Consider the following 18,223-nt stretch of genomic DNA (forward strand, 5'->3'; position numbering starts at 1 on the left):
TCCTTCCAATTATTGCGCTTGAACACGAAGTTCAGCAGAGCTACGGCTTTGGTGGCCGAGCAAGGTGTTGAGATCCGCCGTCTTTGGCTTCACTAGGTAGAACTTCGGAATCCATTCATCAAAGTTCGCCAGAATAGCTTCAGCGTGTACTGAGCCTGTTTCTTCTAAGTGTTCTGCAATTAAGCCACGCAGATGTTCTTGGTGGATAAATAAGTCAGACAGAGAAAGAGCCTCGACCGACTCGTTATTTACTCGGCCTTGGAAGTCTTCATTCTTATCCATGACATAAGCAAAACCACCTGTCATACCGGCGCCGAAGTTGACGCCAGTCGCGCCAAGAATCGCAACAATACCGCCTGTCATGTATTCACAAGCGTTGTCACCTGCACCTTCAATCACCGCAACCGTACCTGAGTTACGTACACCAAATCGTTCGCCAGCAGTACCTGCGGCAAATAGTTTGCCTCCAGTTGCGCCATACAGACAGGTGTTGCCTATGATGGTCGCTTCGTTACAAGTAAATGCAGTGCCTTGGTGAGGCTTGATAACCACTTTGCCGCCAGCCATGCCTTTGCCAACATAGTCATTGGCATCGCCTGTTAGGTAAAGCTCTACGCCACCTGCGTTCCAAACTGCAAAAGACTGACCTGCGGTACCGTCGAGATATAACTTGATTGGTGAACCTGCCATCCCTTGGTTGCCGTATCGCTTAGCAATTTCACCAGAGATACGAGCGCCAATCGAGCGGTCTGTGTTGATCACGTTGTAGTAAAGGCTGGTGGATTGACGTTTCTCAATTGCATCGAGTGCATCATCAAGGATCTGTTGGTTGAGTTGCGCCTTATCAAATGGTGCATTTGGCTCGGTCCAAAACAGTGGGTGACCTTCTGGAGAAACTGGAGCTTCGAGTATTGAAGATAGATCGAGTTTGCTCTGTTTCGCAGTGAGGCCTTGAACGGCTTCAAGCAAATCAGTACGGCCAATCAAGTCGGTAAGTTTTTCTACACCAAGCTCTGCAAGGTATTGGCGGACTTCATCGGCTAGGCCAGTAAAGTAGTTAACCACCATATCTGGTAGACCTTTGAAGTATTCGCGGCGCAGTGTTTCATCTTGAGTCGCCACACCCGTTGCACAGTTGTTTAGGTGACAAATTCGTAGGAACTTACAGCCCATTGCAACCATCGGCGCGGTACCAAAACCAAAGCTTTCAGCACCTAAAATCGCGCCTTTAATCACATCGAGACCGGTTTTCAGACCACCATCGACTTGTAGGCGGATCTTATGACGAAGCCCGTTAGCAACCAGTGCTTGCTGGGTTTCTGCTAGTCCAAGTTCCCAAGGACAACCTGCATATTTCACTGAGGTCAGTGGACTTGCTGCAGTACCGCCGTCGTAACCGGAGATCGTAATCAAGTCGGCATAAGCTTTCGCTACACCTGTGGCAATAGTGCCTACACCCGGTTCCGATACTAACTTCACTGAAACTAAGGCTTTAGGGTTCACTTGTTTAAGGTCGAAAATAAGCTGCGCCAGATCCTCGATAGAATAAATATCGTGATGCGGAGGAGGGGAGATCAGTGTTACCCCTTGAACGGAGTACCTCAGCTTAGCGATTTCTGCGGTGACTTTATGCCCTGGCAGTTGGCCACCTTCGCCCGGCTTCGCACCTTGTGCAACTTTGATTTGCAGAACATCCGCATTGGTTAAGTAATGTGGTGTCACACCAAAGCGACCGGAAGCTATCTGCTTGATACGAGAATTACGATCAGTGCCAAAGCGTCGTGGATCTTCACCACCTTCACCAGAGTTGGAGTAGCCTCCTAATCGGTTCATCGCCATGGCTAGTGCTTCATGAGCTTCTGGGCTCAAGGCACCAATCGACATCGCTGCAGAGTCGAAGCGTTTAAAGAGATCACTGCTTGGTTCGACTTTGTCTAATGCTAGAGGTTGAGCTGCTTTTTTAAGGCTCATTAAGTCACGCAGCATGGCAGCAGGGCGAGCATTAACTTGCTTCGCAAAAGATTGATAATCTGATGTTTCGCCTGTCTTTACGGCGGTTTGCAAGGTACTGACTACGTCTGGGTTATAGGCGTGGTATTCGCCGCCATGTACGTATTTCAGTAAACCACCGTGTTCCAGTGGTTTACGTTTTGTCCATGCTTTACGAGATAGGTTATAGATATCTTGCTGGAAGTCGCTAAAGCTAGCGCCTTGGATACGAGTAGTTACGCCACGGAAACACAGATCAACAACGTCAGAATGTAGGCCAACGGCTTCGAAAAGTTGCGAACAACGATATGAGGCAATCGTAGAAATACCCATCTTCGACATGATCTTATACAGACCTTTGTTGATGCCGTTTTGGTAATTTTGCAATGCAGTGCGATAGTCTTTATCTAATGAACCATCGTCCAACATTTTGCCCAGAGCTTCATAAGCGAGATACGGGTAAACCGCGGTGGCGCCAAAGCCAAGCAGCACTGCAAATTGGTGTGGGTCACGTGCGGTTGCTGTTTCAACCACGATGTTAGCATCACAACGCAGGTTGGTGTCTGCAAGTCGAGTTTGCACTGCACCGACCGCCATGGCTGCAGGAACGGGTAGCTTACCTTTCTCTAAACATTTGTCTGAAAGCACAACTAAAACGGCGCCGTCACGTACTTCTTGAACTGCACGATCACACAAGTCGTTGATGGCTTGTTCGAGCTCTTTTTCTGCTGGGTCATAGTGCATGCTAAGAATCGCATGACCATAATGCTTTTGATTTAATTGCAGAAGCTGCTGCATATCAGAGTAAAGCAGCACCGGTGAATCAAACGTCACGCGGTAAGCATGCCCATCGGTTTCGCAGAACACATTCATCTCTTGGCCGATACTGGTTGCCAGAGACATAACGTGTTTTTCACGCAAAGGGTCAATCGGTGGATTGGTTACTTGAGCAAACTTCTGACGGAAATAGTCGGTGATTAAGCGTTCTTTAGAAGACAGCACTGCCATTGGCGTATCGTCGCCCATCGAGCCGACCGCTTCTTGTCCCATGTCACCGAGTACACGCAGTACTTGGTCTGACTCTTCGTTGCTCATCGCAAACTGTTTTTGATAGGTCTTTAGAGTGTCATCATCAAAATTACGTTTACCGACTTGATCATCTGCTAGTGCGGAAAACGGTGTTAATTTGTGAACGTTCTTATCCATCCACTCTTTATATGGGTGACGGCCTTTCAGATCATTGTCGATCTCGTTCGATTGCCATAGTTTACCGCGACGAGTATCAATAACGAGCAATTCACCAGGGCCGACGCGTCCTTTCTCTGCCACTTCGTCTGGCGCATAATTCCAGATACCGACTTCGGATGCCAAGGTGATTAGGTTGTCTTTTGTGATGACATAGCGAGCAGGGCGTAAGCCGTTTCTGTCTAGGTTACACGCAGCATAACGGCCGTCAGATAGCACGATACCCGCAGGGCCATCCCATGGTTCCATATGTTTGGAGTTGAAGTCGTAAAAGGCACGAAGCTCAGGATCCATGTCTGGGTGGTTTTGCCAAGCGGGCGGCACAAGCATACGCATCGCGCGGAACACATCCATACCACCAGCAAGGAACAGGTCGAGCATGTTATCTAGGCTTGATGAATCTGATCCCGTCTCATTCACAAAAGGTGCGGCCGTTTGTAAATCTGGCAGCAGCGGTGAAGAGAATTTATAGGCGCGAGCCTTGGCCCACTGGCGGTTACCCTCGATGGTATTGATTTCACCATTGTGCGCCAAATAACGGAATGGTTGAGCCAATGGCCAACGCGGCTGTGTGTTGGTTGAGAAACGCTGGTGGAACAGACATATTGCTGATTCCATGCGTAAGTCAGCAAGATCGAGGTAAAATCGCGGTAGATCGGCAGGCATACATAGGCCTTTGTAGACCATTACCTGTGTTGAAAGGCTACAGATATAAAAATCTTTGTCTTCGGTGATCTGCTTTTCAATTCTACGGCGAGCAATATATAGGCGTCGTTCGATGTCGCGCTCACGCCAACCTGCAGGAGCTGAGATAAACACTTGTTGAATATTGGGAACCGAATCTTTGGCGATTGGACCTAATACATCTGTATTGGTCGGCACTACACGCCAACCCGCAATAGTTAAGGTCTCTTGAGCGAGCTCTTTATTGACGATGTCTTGTGCGGATTGCGCTTTGATTGGGTCTTGGCTGAAGAAAATCATGCCGACAGCGTATTGCTTGCCGAGGTTGAAGTTATTCTCTTCTGCAATAATTCTGAGGTAGGAGTCTGGTTTCTGTAGTAATAAGCCACAGCCATCTCCGGTTTTACCATCCGCGGCGATACCACCACGGTGTGTCATGCGATCTAGGGCTGAAATAGCAGTTCTTACCAACTTATGGCTAGGTTGGCCTTCCATTTGCGCTATTAAACCAAATCCACAGTTGTCTTTTTCAAGACTAGGATCATATAGAGCCATTGCAATTCTCCCTTTTGCTTCTCTGTCATCCAGACAGTAAATGACTAACTATTCATGTACTTGTTGTTTTTTGTAAACTGATAGTTTGCTTTAGCCAGTTAAAACGTTATTGGTTGTGTTAACAAAACCGATTGATTTTATTTTCATCAGCTTTACAACGTATAGCTAATTGTGTTTAAGGTCAAGTTCATGGTTAATTATCATGCATAAACGCGATTAGCCACTTAATAATCTAAAATAGTCGATGGATATCAATGAGATATGCAAGATGAATGTTAATGATATTTAACATATACAACAAGGTGTTTTTGAAAACGCCGAAGGCCAGATAGAAAAAAGGCTAGCATCGAGTGCTAGCCAAATATAAAAGTTAGGAAGGGTGTTGCTTTTTCCCTAGGCTAACGTCATTGACGCTAGCCCGAGAAATATTATGCGGAAAGCATGAGTGAATCTGCTTTCGCTTCTAAGTTTGAGTTACCCATTAAGAAGTCATCAATGGCAATTGCACATTCACGACCTTCATTAATACAACGAACGACTAGCGACTGGCCAGTACGCATATCACCAGCAGCGAAAACGCCTTTCTGGTTAGTCGCAAAACCTTCAGAAGCAACGTTACCACGCTCGTCCAGCTTAATGTCGAGCTGAGCCAGCACGCCTGTTGGCTCTGGGTGTAAGAAGCCCATTGCTAGAAATGCCATGTCACAAGGAATAACACGTTCAGAGTTCGCGACTTCATCAAAGCCTGGACGCTCACCTGGTTTTGCATCTTGCCAGACGATGTCAGCAATGCGAAGTCCGGTTACATTACCGTTATCGTCAGAGATGAACTCTTTAGTCAGGATGTTCCAATGACGTTCACAACCTTCTTCGTGAGAAGTAGTGGTCTTCATGATCATTGGGTATTGAGGCCAAGGCATATTGGCAGGGCGCTTCTCTGGTGGGATCGGCATGATCTCAACCTGAGTAATGCTTGCTGCCTTATGACGGTTTGATGTGCCCACACAGTCAGAACCTGTATCACCGCCACCGATAACCACAATGTGCTTATCTTTAGCGTGAAGCTCTTCTGTCTTAAGATCTAAGTCGTTGGCACGGCGGTTATTTTGACCAAGGAATTCCATGGCAAAATGAACGCCTTTAAGCTCACGACCTGGGATTGGTAAATCACGAGGAACCGTAGAACCACCCGTTAGCAATACCACATCAAACTCTTGACGTAACTGTTGAGCATTAACATCAACGCCGATGTGTTGGTTAACTTTAAATTCAACGCCAGCTTCAGCCATTAGGTTGATCTTACGATCAATCACGTCCATACCCAGTTTGAAATCTGGGATACCGAAGCGAAGTAGACCACCCACTTTCTCGTCACGTTCAAATACCGTTACTGAGTGACCTGCACTGTTTAGTTGCTCAGCAGCGGCTAGACCAGCAGGGCCTGAACCGATAACTGCAACTGTTTTTCCCGTACGAGAGCGTGGTATTTTAGGTTTTGCGTACCCTTCACGGTACGCAGTTTCTACAATCGTTTTCTCGATATTACAAATAGTGATTGGGTCTTGGTTGATACCAAGAACACAGGCACTTTCACAAGGAGCAGGACAAACACGACCTGTAAACTCAGGGAAGTTGTTGGTAGAGCTTAGGATATTCCAAGCCTCTTCCCAGCTGTCACGGTAAACCGCATCATTGAATTCTGGGATGATGTTACCAATCGGACAGCCGTTGTGACAGAAAGGTACGCCACAGTCCATACAACGAGAGGCTTGAGTATTGATCTTTTCACCAAACTCTTCGTTAAGTACGAACTCTTTGTTGTCTTCAATTCGAACTGACGGGTCGAGCTTCTTTGGAAGCTCACGACCGTGTTCTAAAAATCCAGTAGGCTTACCCATTATACTGCCTCCACTTCTTCCGTTTGTGCCTGTTGTGCTTCAGCTTTACGCTTTTCAAGAACCGCTTTGTAGTCGCGTGGCATGACTTTAACCAGCGATGCAACACTTGCTTCAAAGTTGTCTAGGAAAGACTGAGCAACTTCACTTCCTGTGAATCCAACATGCTTCGTTAGCATATCTAGTAGAAGATCTTTATCTTCTTGTTCAATTGGATCTAGGTCTACAAGTTCTGCGTTGAGCTTGGTCTCGAAGTCACCCGCTTTATCCCAAACATAAGCGACACCGCCACTCATACCTGCAGCAAAGTTACGACCCGTTGAACCAAGGATAATTGCCGCGCCACCTGTCATGTATTCACAACCGTGGTCACCAACACCCTCAACAACAACCTTCGCACCAGAGTTACGAACACAGAAACGTTCGCCAGCCATACCGCGAATGAAAGATTCACCAGAGGTTGCACCGTAGAAACATACGTTACCCACCACGATGTTGTCTTCAGCAACGATAGTCGATTTCGCATCTGGGTACAGTACCAAAGTACCGCCAGACAGACCTTTACCCCAGTAATCGTTCGCGTCGCCTTCTACTTCGAACTTGACGCCTTTCGCAAGGAACGCACCGAAAGATTGACCTGCACTACCGTGGAACTTAACGTTCATTGGCTGTGGTAAGCCTTGGTCTTTGTAAACCTTCGAGATTTCGTTCGACAGCATGGTGCCTGCTGAACGGTCCGTGTTGATGATAGGGAACTGAGCGGTAACCGCTTCACCTTTCTCAAGCGCTGGAATCGCCGCTTGAATCAACTTACGGTCTAGAACGTCTTCAAGATTATGATTCTGTGTTGTTTGGTTGTAGATACCATCTTCTGCACGAGCCTGCTCAATGTGCAGTACCGGTGTTAGATCTAGGTTTTTGTACTTCCAGTGACCGATGTCATCACGAACTTTAAGTTTGTGCGATTGACCCACCATCTCATCGATAGAGCGGAAGCCAAGTTCAGCCATTACTTCACGTAGACCTTCAGCCATGTATTGGAAGAACGTTACTACGTCTTCTACGCGGCCATCGAAACGCTCACGAAGAGTTTTGTTCTGTGTTGCGATACCAACAGGACATGTATTCTTGTGACACTTACGCATCATGATACAGCCTTCAACAACTAGAGCAGCTGTTGCTACGCCCCATTCTTCAGCGCCAAGTAACGTTGCGACTGCAAGGTCACGTGGTGTTTTCATCTGACCATCAGACTGAACAACGATACGGTTACGTAGGCCGTTTTTCAGCAGTGTTTGGTGCGTTTCCGCTAGACCCAGTTCCCAAGGCAGACCGGTGTGACGGATAGAAGACATCGGAGATGCACCCGTACCACCATCAAAACCTGCGATAAGTACTACGTCAGCTTTCGCTTTTGCTACACCCGATGCAATCGTACCTACGCCAGCTTCTGATACTAGCTTCACGTTGACACGGCCGTTACGGTTTGCGTTTTTCAGATCGTAGATCAGCTGAGCCAAATCTTCGATTGAGTAGATATCGTGGTGTGGCGGTGGAGAGATAAGACCTACGCCCGGAGTCGAGTGACGTGTTGCACCGATCCAATCATCAACCTTATCACCAGGTAGTTGACCACCTTCTCCAGGTTTCGCACCTTGAGCCATCTTGATTTGAAGCTCATCAGCGTTAGATAGGTAGTAAGACGTTACACCAAAGCGACCAGAAGCCACCTGTTTGATTGCTGAACGTTCCCAGTCACCGTTTTCTTTGCGTTCGAAACGTGCTGGATCTTCACCACCTTCACCTGAGTTTGATTTCGCGCCAATGCGGTTCATTGCAACAGCCAGTGTTGAGTGAGCCTCATGTGAGATTGAACCAAAGCTCATTGCACCCGTTGCGAAACGCTTAAGGATGTTCTCGATTGGTTCTACTTCTGCTAGAGGAATAGAACCTGCAGGGTTCTTGATGAAATCAAGTTGGCTACGTAGCGTTGCTGCGTTGTCGCCTTGGTCATCGACTGCTTTTGCGTACTTCTTGAACTGACCGTAATCTTTGTTACGCGTCGATTCTTGAAGTAGAGAAATCGTTTCAGGGTTGAATAGGTGTTTCTCACCACGTTGTTTCCACTGGTAAACACCACCAACATCAAGGATCTGAGCTGGGATTTCACGAGCTGGGTAACCAACACGGTGACGAACCAGTACTTCTCGCGCGATATCGTCGATCGTTAGACCTTGGATACGAGAAACAGTACCAGTGAAGTATTTTTCAACCACTGATTTACTAACACCAAGTGCTTCAAAGATTTGTGCACCGTGGTAAGACTGTAGCGTAGAGATTCCCATCTTAGAGAAGATCTTAAGTAGACCGCCGTTAACACCTTTACGGTAGTTATCGAATAACTCACGTGGGTGTACGTTTGGATCTAGCTTCTTCGTACGTTGCAATTCAACAATCGTTTCGATAACTAGGTATGGGTTAACTGCGTTCGCACCGTAACCGATAAGCGTTGCAAAGTGGTGTGTCTCACGAGCGTCGCCCGTTTCAACCACGATGTCACACTTAGCACGTAAACCTTTACGGATTAGATGGTGGTGAACCGCGCCAACCGCCAGCATTGCTGGAATAGCGGCGTGGTTAGAGTTAACCGCACGGTCAGTCAGTAGAATGATAGAGTAGCCATCAATGACAGCGTCTTCTGCGTATTGGCAGATACGCTTAAGTGCGCGCTCTAACTTACCTTGGTCTCCGTTTGCTTGGAATACGATATCTAGCGTCTTCGATTGAAGGTGCTCGTTATCGATTGCACGCAGTTTCTCTAACTCTGAGTTAGAAAGAACAGGAGACTCAAGTTCTACTTTTTGACAGTGTTCAGGTGTTTCAGCAAGTAAGTTCTGATCTTTACCTAGGTAGGTGTTCAGAGACATAACCATACGCTCACGAATCGGGTCGATTGGCGGGTTAGTTACTTGTGCAAACAACTGCTTAAAGTAGTTTGAAAGGTGCTGCGATTGGTGAGAAAGAATCGCTAGCGGCCAGTCAGCACCCATTGCAGAAAGTGGCTCGTAGCCTGTTTTTGCAAGAGGGAGAATGATTTCGTTTACTTCTTCAGAGCTCACACCAAACGATTGTTGTTTGTGAAGCAGTTTCTCTGGAGAAGGTTGGTTAAATTCGTTGCTCGCATCCGGTAGCTTTTTCAAGCTTAGAAGATTCTCTTCAACCCATTTTTCGTAGGGTTGCGATTTAGCGATACCGTCTTTCACTTCTTCATCAGAAATGATGCGGCCTTGCTCAAGGTCAGCAACGAAGATACGACCAGGCTGTAGACGACCACGGTATTCAACGTTTTCTGGTGCGATTTCTACTACGCCAGATTCAGACGCCATCACTAGGAAGTCGTCTTTTGTCACGGTGTAGCGAGAAGGACGCAGGCCGTTACGGTCAAGTGTTGCACCAACTTGAACACCATCGGTGAAACATACTGATGCTGGGCCATCCCATGGTTCCATTACGTTCGCGTGGTACTGGTAGAACGCGCGACGAGTTGGATCCATGTTTTTGTTTTCTTGCCATGCTTCAGGGATCATCATCATCAATGCGTGTGGCAGAGTACGACCAGACAGAACCAGAAGCTCAAGTGCCATATCGAAGTTTGATGAATCCGAACTACCTTCTTGACAGATAGGCAGTAGCATGTCGATTTCAGCTTGTGTGAACAGATCCGATTCAAGGATCGCTTCACGCGCTTTCATCCAGTTAAGGTTGCCGCGAACCGTATTGATTTCGCCATTATGCGCAATGTAACGGAAAGGCTGAGCTAGACGCCAACGTGGGAATGTATTGGTAGAGAAGCGAGAGTGTACCAGTGCTAGAGCTGTCACCATGGTTGGATTTTGCAGATCTAGGAAGTACTGAGGAACTTGTTCTGTTGTTAGCTGACCTTTGTACACCAATGTCTTGTAAGACATAGAGTTGATGTAGAAGTCATCACCAATATTTGACACGCTTTCTAGGCATACACGAACCGTGTAGTTACGTAGAACATACAGTTTGCGTTCAAGCTCTTCAGGTGTAGTACCAGGGCCGCCAGAGATAAATACGTGTTCAAATTGAGGTTCAGTGCTTAGTGGGTCAGCACCAATCATTGAATTGTCAGTTGGAAGTTCACGGTAACCGATAACTTCTAACTCTAGGCGCTGTGCATTGCGTTCTAGAATGTCACGACACTGTGCACGTTTGTGTTCATCTTTAGGGAAAAGTACAACACCAACACCATATTTTTCAAAAGATGGCAGTTTAATTCCAAGCTTTACGGCTTCTTCTAGTAAGAATTCGTGCGGCTTCTGTAGCAGGATACCTGCACCATCACCAGAACACGGATCGCAGCCTTGGCCGCCACGGTGTTCCATACGTGCAAGCATATCGAGTGCTTGAGTTACTACATCATGAGATTTGCGATTCTTTAGATGCGCAACAAAACCGATACCACAAGCGTCATGCTCCAATTCAGGAGTATACAGACCCTGTGAGTTCTGCTCTTGATCTACCATAGATACATCCTTCCAGTTAAATCTAGGCGCAACTTATTTGTATAAAGTTAGCCTTGTCCTTTTATATTTATGGGTCTAAACCTGCCTATGCTGGCGGTTTGAATCCTTTCCGTATCTCGCAGGAAAAGTATTGCGAGAAAAACAATCCTTAGTGATACCTGTTTATTTTTAACCACAAACTAGTGGTTTATATAGGTGGGAGTTAGATATCACCGACTTATTAGCAAGTTTTCGTTGTAAGTAAATACTCAAAAATAGCCAATATGTGTAAGTATCCTACAATTTTGTCTAGGCGAATTGCAATGAAAGTTGACCCATGTAGACCATTTTTTTCGTTTTATTTTGAATTTAATGCCTAACAAATGTGCAACATTAGGCAAATAGAGCCGATTTTTTGCATGTTTATTGATATTTGTTAGGTTGCTCGCAAAAAGCCTTGAGTAAACTAATTGGTCGAATTTTGCAGGGATGTAATTTTTTTTCAAAAAAAGACTGATATTCATTCTTATTTACTTGAGTGCTTTGAAAATATGCAATTACACGAGTTGGTCAATACTATCGGCCAAGACCTTCAACGTCGTTATGGCGAGAAGGTTCACAAGCTGACGCTTCATGGTGGTTTCAGCTGCCCAAACCGAGATGGGACAATTGGCCGTGGAGGCTGTACGTTTTGTAACGTGGCTTCCTTTGTCGACGAACAAACTCAAATTCAAAGTATTGCTGACCAGCTAAAAGACCGTGCGGGTGAGATAGCTCGTGCCAAGAAGTACCTTGCTTACTTTCAGGCTTACACCAGCACTTATGCTGAGGTGCAAGTGCTCAAGAATATGTATGAAGAGGCGCTAAAAGCACCCGGCGCAGAGATCGTCGGCCTTTGTGTTGGCACACGACCAGACTGTGTACCTGATGCGGTGTTGGATCTGTTAGCGGGCTACGTTAAACAAGGCTATGAGATTTGGCTAGAGCTTGGCCTGCAAACCGCCAATGATAAAACCCTCAAGCTAATTAACCGCGGCCACGATTTTGCAGTGTATGAAACGATCACCAAACGCGCCCGCGCTTTAGGTATCAAGGTGTGTACTCACCTGATTGTTGGCCTACCAAAAGAAACTAAAGCGGATAACCTTGAAACCTTAGATAAGGTATTAGCGGTTGGCACCGATGGTATTAAGCTGCACGGCCTTCATATAGTAGAGGGCAGTACTATGGCTAAGGCGTGGAAGGCAGGAAAGCTAGAAGCACCAAGCCTTGAAGAGTACATTGATATCGCGAGTGAGATCATTCAACGCACGCCTGCCGATGTGGTTTATCACCGTGTTTCTTCAGCGGCGAGACGCCCAACGTTACTCTCTCCTTTATGGTGTGAAAACCGCTGGTTAGCGATGACTGAAATAGGTCGTTCGCTCGATAAAACCGGTGCTCAAGGCATCAAAGCTGGCTCTGCATTCGAGTACACATTGCCTGTTTTAAACGCAGCCAATTAATAGAAATGGGTGACTGTAGGTAACAGCAGATAAAACCAACAAATAGTGGTAACATTTCCCTCACAGATTTTAAGGTATAGATTGAGAGTAAATGGAACTGGTAATGACTTGGTTGTGGGACAGGGCGTATGGCTACGGTATTTATATCGTTGTTGCATTGCTGATTGCTCTCATCTGCTGGCATCTCTATTCTCGTTATCAGTCACATATCGAAACGCTTCTACTTGCTACCCCGTCGCCACTCTACTTTGTTGATGTTCGAAGTGGCGAAATACTCTATGCCAATCGCCAAGCCATGCAGTTGCTTGGTATCCGCCAAATCGGCGTTAATTTTCGCTTTCCTACCGTGGAAAGTGAGAACAGCTTTCGTCACTACTTAACCAATCACATCAACTCTCGATCCTTCGATCAGGTTTCCCTGTGGGCGCTTTCTGAATTTGAGTCGTTTAAGATCAACCTCGTCGGTCGTAAGATTCATTTTCGAAATAAACAGACTTGGATGATTCACGCCTCACCTTATAAGAACACCAACGAAGAACTGTCCCAAGAAGTTCGGGAACTGAATGTTGCTCGTACCGCTTTGGACTCTTTGTCTGAGCTGATCTACGTGAAAGATCAAAAGGGTGAGTTGGTCGCGAGTAATCGTTCGTTTAAAAAGTTTTGGAACGGTCGCCCAGAAGAGGGCACCTTGAGTGTTTCTGGTGGCGCATTGAAAGGCCGTGTTAGTGAACGTTCGTGGACAACCGATCAGGACGGAAAAGGGTGTTTGCTCGAAACCTATCAAAGTGTACTTCTTTCCCAAGATGGAGAAACCATCGGCACGCTCTCTATTAGCCATGATGTGACCGATTGGTATGACATGCAGCAGAAACTGCGTGGCGAAATGGAGAAGCGCAAAGATACCGAAGTGGCACTTGCACAGCGTGACACCATCTTGCAGAACATCTTGGAAGCGAGTCCAGACTCGATTGGTATCTTCAACGAAAACATGGTTTATCAAGCGTGTAATAAGCCGTTTGTGGCGGCGCTTGGTATCTCTGAGGTCAGTGATTTAGTGGGTAAGCGCCTGCAAGATGTCGTGCCTAATAGTATGTATATGCGTATCTCAGACACCGATCATCAAGTGCTCCATCATGGTAAATCGTTACGATATATCGATAAGGTGGTCTCCAGTGATGGAGAGTACACTTGGTATGATGTTGTGAAATCACCGTTTAGAGATCCAGCATCAAGTACTAATGGTGTGTTGATTATGGCACGTGATATCACCGAACGTTACCTTGCAGAGCAGAAACTTGAAGAAGCCAACCTTGAGCTTGAACGTCTCAGCTTTATGGACAGCTTGACCCAGGTTTCTAACCGACGTCGTTTTGATGAACAGCTCTCTACACTGTGGCATTATCATGTGCGTGAGAAGTTGCCACTGACGATCATGCTGTGTGATATCGACTTCTTTAAAGGCTACAACGACTTTTACGGACACCAACAAGGCGATGATGCTTTGATTCAGGTTTCGCAGGCATTTAAGCAGGTGTTGAATCGTTCATCTGATTGTGTAGCTCGTTATGGTGGCGAAGAGTTCGGCTTTATTCTGCCAAATACAACGACCGAAGGTGCTCAGCTGGTGGCACAGCGTATCCATGATGAAGTCCTTAAATTGGAGTTGGATCATAAGAAGTCGTCGGTCTCTGAATTCATCACGGTGAGTATTGGTATTATCTCTTACATCCCTACACCTGATGATGAAATGGAGTCGGCCGTTGCCTTAGCTGATAGTGCGCTGTATCAAGCGAAATCAGACGGTCGCAACCGTTCAATGGTGCATCCATACTCAATTCGCTAACTCTATAAAATTGGCAATTTGATTATCCCCGGCTATTTTTGCTTGGTTAGTATTTGTATTGGTTAATTAACCTTCGAAATTACCGCTGAACACTTGCTGCGTGTGATGTAGCTAGCTTACCTCCTATCTTCAAACAGGGTAGAATGTTGCTAGTCTTATCGCATGGAGCGCTAAATGAAACCCATGAAAAATCTTGCCCAGTATTACGTGGATCTACTCGTAAAACTGGGGATTGTCCGCTTTTCTATCTTACTCGCCCTAGCGCTTGTTGCCCTCGCTGTTGTTGTGCAAGTCGGTATCACGCTCGCACTCAAAGGCAATGTTGATGATATCGACATTGTCCGTTCAGTTTTCTTCGGTTTAGTGATCACGCCTTGGGCGGTTTATTTCCTATCTGTGGTCGTAGACCAGCTGGAAGAGTCTCGTCAAAGGTTAGCGAAATTGGTCTCTAAACTTGGCGATATGCGTGAACGAGACCAAGAGCTCAATAATAAAATGCAGCTTAATATTGAGAAGCTTAATCAAGAAATTGAAGAGCGTGAAAAGGCGGAAGAAGCGCGTGCAGAAGCAATGCAAGATCTCGAGAACGAGGTGTTCCAGCGCGAGCGAACCCAACTTGAACTAGCAGAACGTACGGCTCTACTTCGCTCGTTTATCGATGCTTCTCCTGATCTTATCTACTATCGTAATGAAGATGGTGTGTTCTCTGGTTGTAACCGTGCGGTTGAAGAGCTCACTGGTAAAACAGAAAAAGAGCTAGTTGGTTTAACGCCTTGGGATGTCTACAGCAAAGAGGTCGCTCAACAAGTTGTTGAAACAGATAAGAAGGTATTTTCCGACAACCAAGCCCTGACTTACGACCAATGGCTTGAATATCCAGATGGCCGTAAGAGCTACTTTGAACTGCGTAAAGTGCCTTTCTACAGTAAGGATGGTCGTCATTTGGGCTTAGTCGGTTTTGGCCGAGATATTACCGAACGCAAAGAGCATCAAGAATCGCTAGAAAAAGCCAGTCGCGATAAGACCACCTTTATCTCAACCATTAGCCACGAATTAAGAACACCGCTTAACGGCATCATTGGTTTGAGCCGTATGCTGCTCGATAGCCAATTGACCACTGAGCAACGTAAACAGATGCAAACCATCAAGGTAAGCGCGGTGACACTGGGTAATATCTTTAACGATATTATCGACATGGATAAGTTCGACCGCCGTAAGCTTGAACTCTTCCCAACCCCTATCAATTTTGAAGATTTCGTTGTCGAGATCGAAAGTATCTCTGCATTGATGGCCGAGCAGAAAGGATTGAGATTCGATCTAGAAAGGTTGTCTGATCTTCCTGCTGCTGTTGAGGTGGATGGTACTCGTCTTAGACAGGTACTGTGGAACCTTGTTAGTAACGCCATGAAGTTCACCAAAGATGGCGGTGTGGTGATGACAGTCAGCGCCGACATTGATGGTGACTTTGCCAACATTACGATGGAAGTGGAAGATACTGGTATTGGTATCCCTGAAAGTGAAATCGAGAAGATCTTCGCGATGTATTATCAGGTGAAGTCGGGAACGGACAACTTACACGCTGTCGGTACCGGAATTGGTCTTGCTGTATCTCAACAGCTGATCAATATGATGGATGGCCACATTGAAGTCACCAGTGAAGAGGGCTTTGGTAGTACCTTTACGGTTTCGATTCGAGTTCCAGTGAATCACGATACTCAAGCTCTGATCAAAACACCAAGAAAGCAGTCGAACCTTAAGATCTTTATGGTCGAAGATATTGAACTCAATATCACAGTGGCTCGTTCTCTACTTGAAAGCCTTGGCCATGAAGTGACAGTAGTGATGACAGGCAAAGAGGCACAAATTGCTTTTAATCCTGAAGACTATGACTTGGTATTACTGGATATCCAACTGCCAGACATGACTGGTTTCGATATTGCCCAATATTACCGCGAGAAATACAGCCAGCTACCGCCTTTAGTCGCATTAACGGCGAACGTATTAAGCAACAAGCAAGAGTATTTCCAGAAAGGCATGGACGAAGCGATCAGTAAACCGCTATCAGTTCGGGCTATCCAAGATGTAATCAGCGAACTTATCGAAGATGCACCAAAGGTTATTGAAAAAGTAGCACGCACGGATAAGGTAGAGAGCATTGATAAAGTCGACGCGAGCAAGCCTGTTCTTTCAGCGATTGATACCACTTTGCTTGATATTGATATGCTAGAGTCTTATGTTGACATTGTTGGACCGAAACCGGTTTTGGATAGCATCACAATGTTTGAAGATATGATGCCGGAGTATATGGAAATATTGAACTCCAACATGGTCGCGAAAGACCAAGCCAGTATCGCTTCTGAGGCGCACAAGATTAAAGGCGCGGCAGGTTCTATTGGTTTGAAACGCATACAGCAAGTTGCTCAGAAAGCTCAGTCTCCAGATATGCCTGCTTGGTGGGAGAATATTTCAGACTGGGTCGATGAAATTAATAACGAATACCAGAATGACATTGAAGTCCTAAAAAGTTGGTTAAACCAAAGGTAGAAGAATAATGAAAAAATTAGCATTCGCCGCATGCGTAGTGGCATTAGCAGGTTGTTCTGCACCGCAAGTAGAATGGCAGCAAGGTAACCAAGTTGAAGTATCTGCAACGACAGTAACAATGAAAAGCAATCTTTGGCACAACAAGATGCCAACGATTGGAGAGACTCAAGATAAGACACTGCATGGTGCTATCTACCTAGAATCAGACTCAGAGCTGCCAGCAACGCTAGCGGTTGAAAGCGTTACGGTAAAACAGGGTGCAGATACCTTGTTAGTGACGGCTGACGATCTTGATTTAAGAACGCACAGTGAAACTCAGTGGGAAGTCGCTTTTGTGTGGCAGCTAGAGATCGACAGTGACAAGCCTGTTGATGTTGCGGTTGAACTGAAAGATGGCGAAACCGTGAAGTGGCTGGTGGAGAAAGACGTTAAGGTTGATACGGTTTACTAAACCTTGCCCAATTTAGAACAACAAAAAAGGGAGAATGCGTTGGCATTCTCCCTTTTTAATAACTATTGATTGCGCTTCTACTGTTAAATCACTAAGTGCTAAACGGCTAGAAACGCGAATCGAATTAGTCTTCTAGGTCACCACAAAAGCGGTAGCCTTCACCGTGAATCGTTGCGATGATTTCTGGCGTACCAGAAACAGATTCAAAGTGCTTACGAATACGACGGATTGTTACGTCTACAGTACGATCGTGTGGCTTAAGCTCACGGCCAGTCATCTTCTTAAGAAGGTCTGCACGTGTTTGGATTTTACCTGGGTTCTCACAGAAGTGAAGTAGAGCACGGAACTCTGAACGAGGTAGCTTGTAGCCTTCGCCATCTGGGCTAACCAGAGAACGACTGTTGATATCTAGTACCCAACCGTTGAATTCGTACTTCTCAACGCTACGCTTCTCTTCTTGAACAGAGCTTGTGCTCATTGAACGGTTCAGAAGGTTGCGTGCACGGATAGTCAGTTCACGAGGGTTGAAAGGCTTAGTGATGTAGTCATCAGCACCGATCTCTAGGCCAAGGATCTTATCGACTTCATTATCACGACCCGTTAAGAACATAAGCGCTACATTTGCTTGCTCACGTAGTTCACGCGCAAGTAGTAGGCCATTCTTACCTGGAAGGTTGATGTCCATAATTACAAGGTTAACTTGGTTGTCAGATAGCACTTGGTGCATCTCTTCACCGTCGCTAGCCTCAAAAACAGCATATCCCTCTGCTTCAAAAATACTCTTTAGAGTGTTACGAGTTACTTGCTCATCTTCAACGATAAGAATCTGCGGGGTTTGCATTTGGCGGTACCTAAATTTGTGACGAAACTGTGCTAATAGAATAAATTCTAGGCAAAAACATAACATACAGGTAATGTATTTTTGATGATAACTCAAAGTTTTCAAAAAAACACTTACTTCCAGCTATCTGCCTTCCTTGAAG

8 protein-coding genes are annotated in these 18,223 nt (G+C 46.0%); 4 read left to right on the plus strand and 4 right to left on the minus strand.

Annotated elements, in window-relative coordinates:
- Nucleotides 1-9 precede the first annotated feature (9 nt).
- From gltB (ITG09_02840) to gltB (ITG09_02850), 3 genes are all read right to left on the minus strand, one after another.
- Nucleotides 10-4,473, minus strand: coding sequence for a glutamate synthase large subunit (gene gltB / locus ITG09_02840; protein UPR52605.1), 4,464 nt, complete (start codon nucleotides 4,471-4,473; stop codon nucleotides 10-12).
- A gap of 428 nt (nucleotides 4,474-4,901) precedes the next feature.
- Nucleotides 4,902-6,371, minus strand: a complete 1,470-nt coding sequence (locus tag ITG09_02845) for a glutamate synthase subunit beta (GenBank protein UPR52606.1) — start codon at nucleotides 6,369-6,371, stop codon at nucleotides 4,902-4,904.
- A complete protein-coding gene (gene gltB / locus ITG09_02850; protein UPR52607.1) occupies nucleotides 6,371-10,918 on the minus strand; it encodes a glutamate synthase large subunit in 4,548 nt (1,515 codons plus the stop codon). The genes ITG09_02845 and gltB (ITG09_02850) overlap by 1 nt, the downstream gene beginning before the upstream one ends.
- 530 nt (nucleotides 10,919-11,448) lie before the next feature.
- Between gltB (ITG09_02850) and ITG09_02855 the strand changes: the two genes are divergently transcribed.
- From ITG09_02855 to ITG09_02870, 4 genes are all read left to right on the plus strand, one after another.
- Complete coding sequence (locus tag ITG09_02855; GenBank protein ID UPR52608.1) at nucleotides 11,449-12,402, plus strand: TIGR01212 family radical SAM protein; 954 nt, start codon at nucleotides 11,449-11,451, stop codon at nucleotides 12,400-12,402.
- A gap of 91 nt (nucleotides 12,403-12,493) precedes the next feature.
- Nucleotides 12,494-14,245 carry a diguanylate cyclase gene (locus ITG09_02860; GenBank protein ID UPR52609.1) on the plus strand — a complete coding sequence of 584 codons (1,752 nt, stop codon included), beginning with the start codon at nucleotides 12,494-12,496 and terminating at the stop codon, nucleotides 14,243-14,245.
- 174 nt (nucleotides 14,246-14,419) lie between these two features.
- A complete protein-coding gene (gene arcB, locus ITG09_02865) occupies nucleotides 14,420-16,789 on the plus strand; it encodes an aerobic respiration two-component sensor histidine kinase ArcB (protein UPR52610.1) in 2,370 nt (789 codons plus the stop codon).
- 7 nt (nucleotides 16,790-16,796) lie between these two features.
- Nucleotides 16,797-17,240 (plus strand): hypothetical protein, encoded by a 444-nt coding sequence (locus ITG09_02870; protein ID UPR52611.1) that lies wholly within the window; start codon nucleotides 16,797-16,799, stop codon nucleotides 17,238-17,240.
- 124 nt (nucleotides 17,241-17,364) lie between these two features.
- Here ITG09_02870 and arcA read toward each other — a convergent pair whose 3' ends face one another.
- Nucleotides 17,365-18,081, minus strand: coding sequence for a two-component system response regulator ArcA (gene arcA, locus ITG09_02875; protein UPR52612.1), 717 nt, complete (start codon nucleotides 18,079-18,081; stop codon nucleotides 17,365-17,367).
- Between the last annotated feature and the right edge of the window lie 142 nt (nucleotides 18,082-18,223).

This window comes from Vibrio cyclitrophicus, assembly GCA_023206055.1.
Lineage (GTDB): Bacteria > Pseudomonadota > Gammaproteobacteria > Enterobacterales > Vibrionaceae > Vibrio > Vibrio cyclitrophicus_A.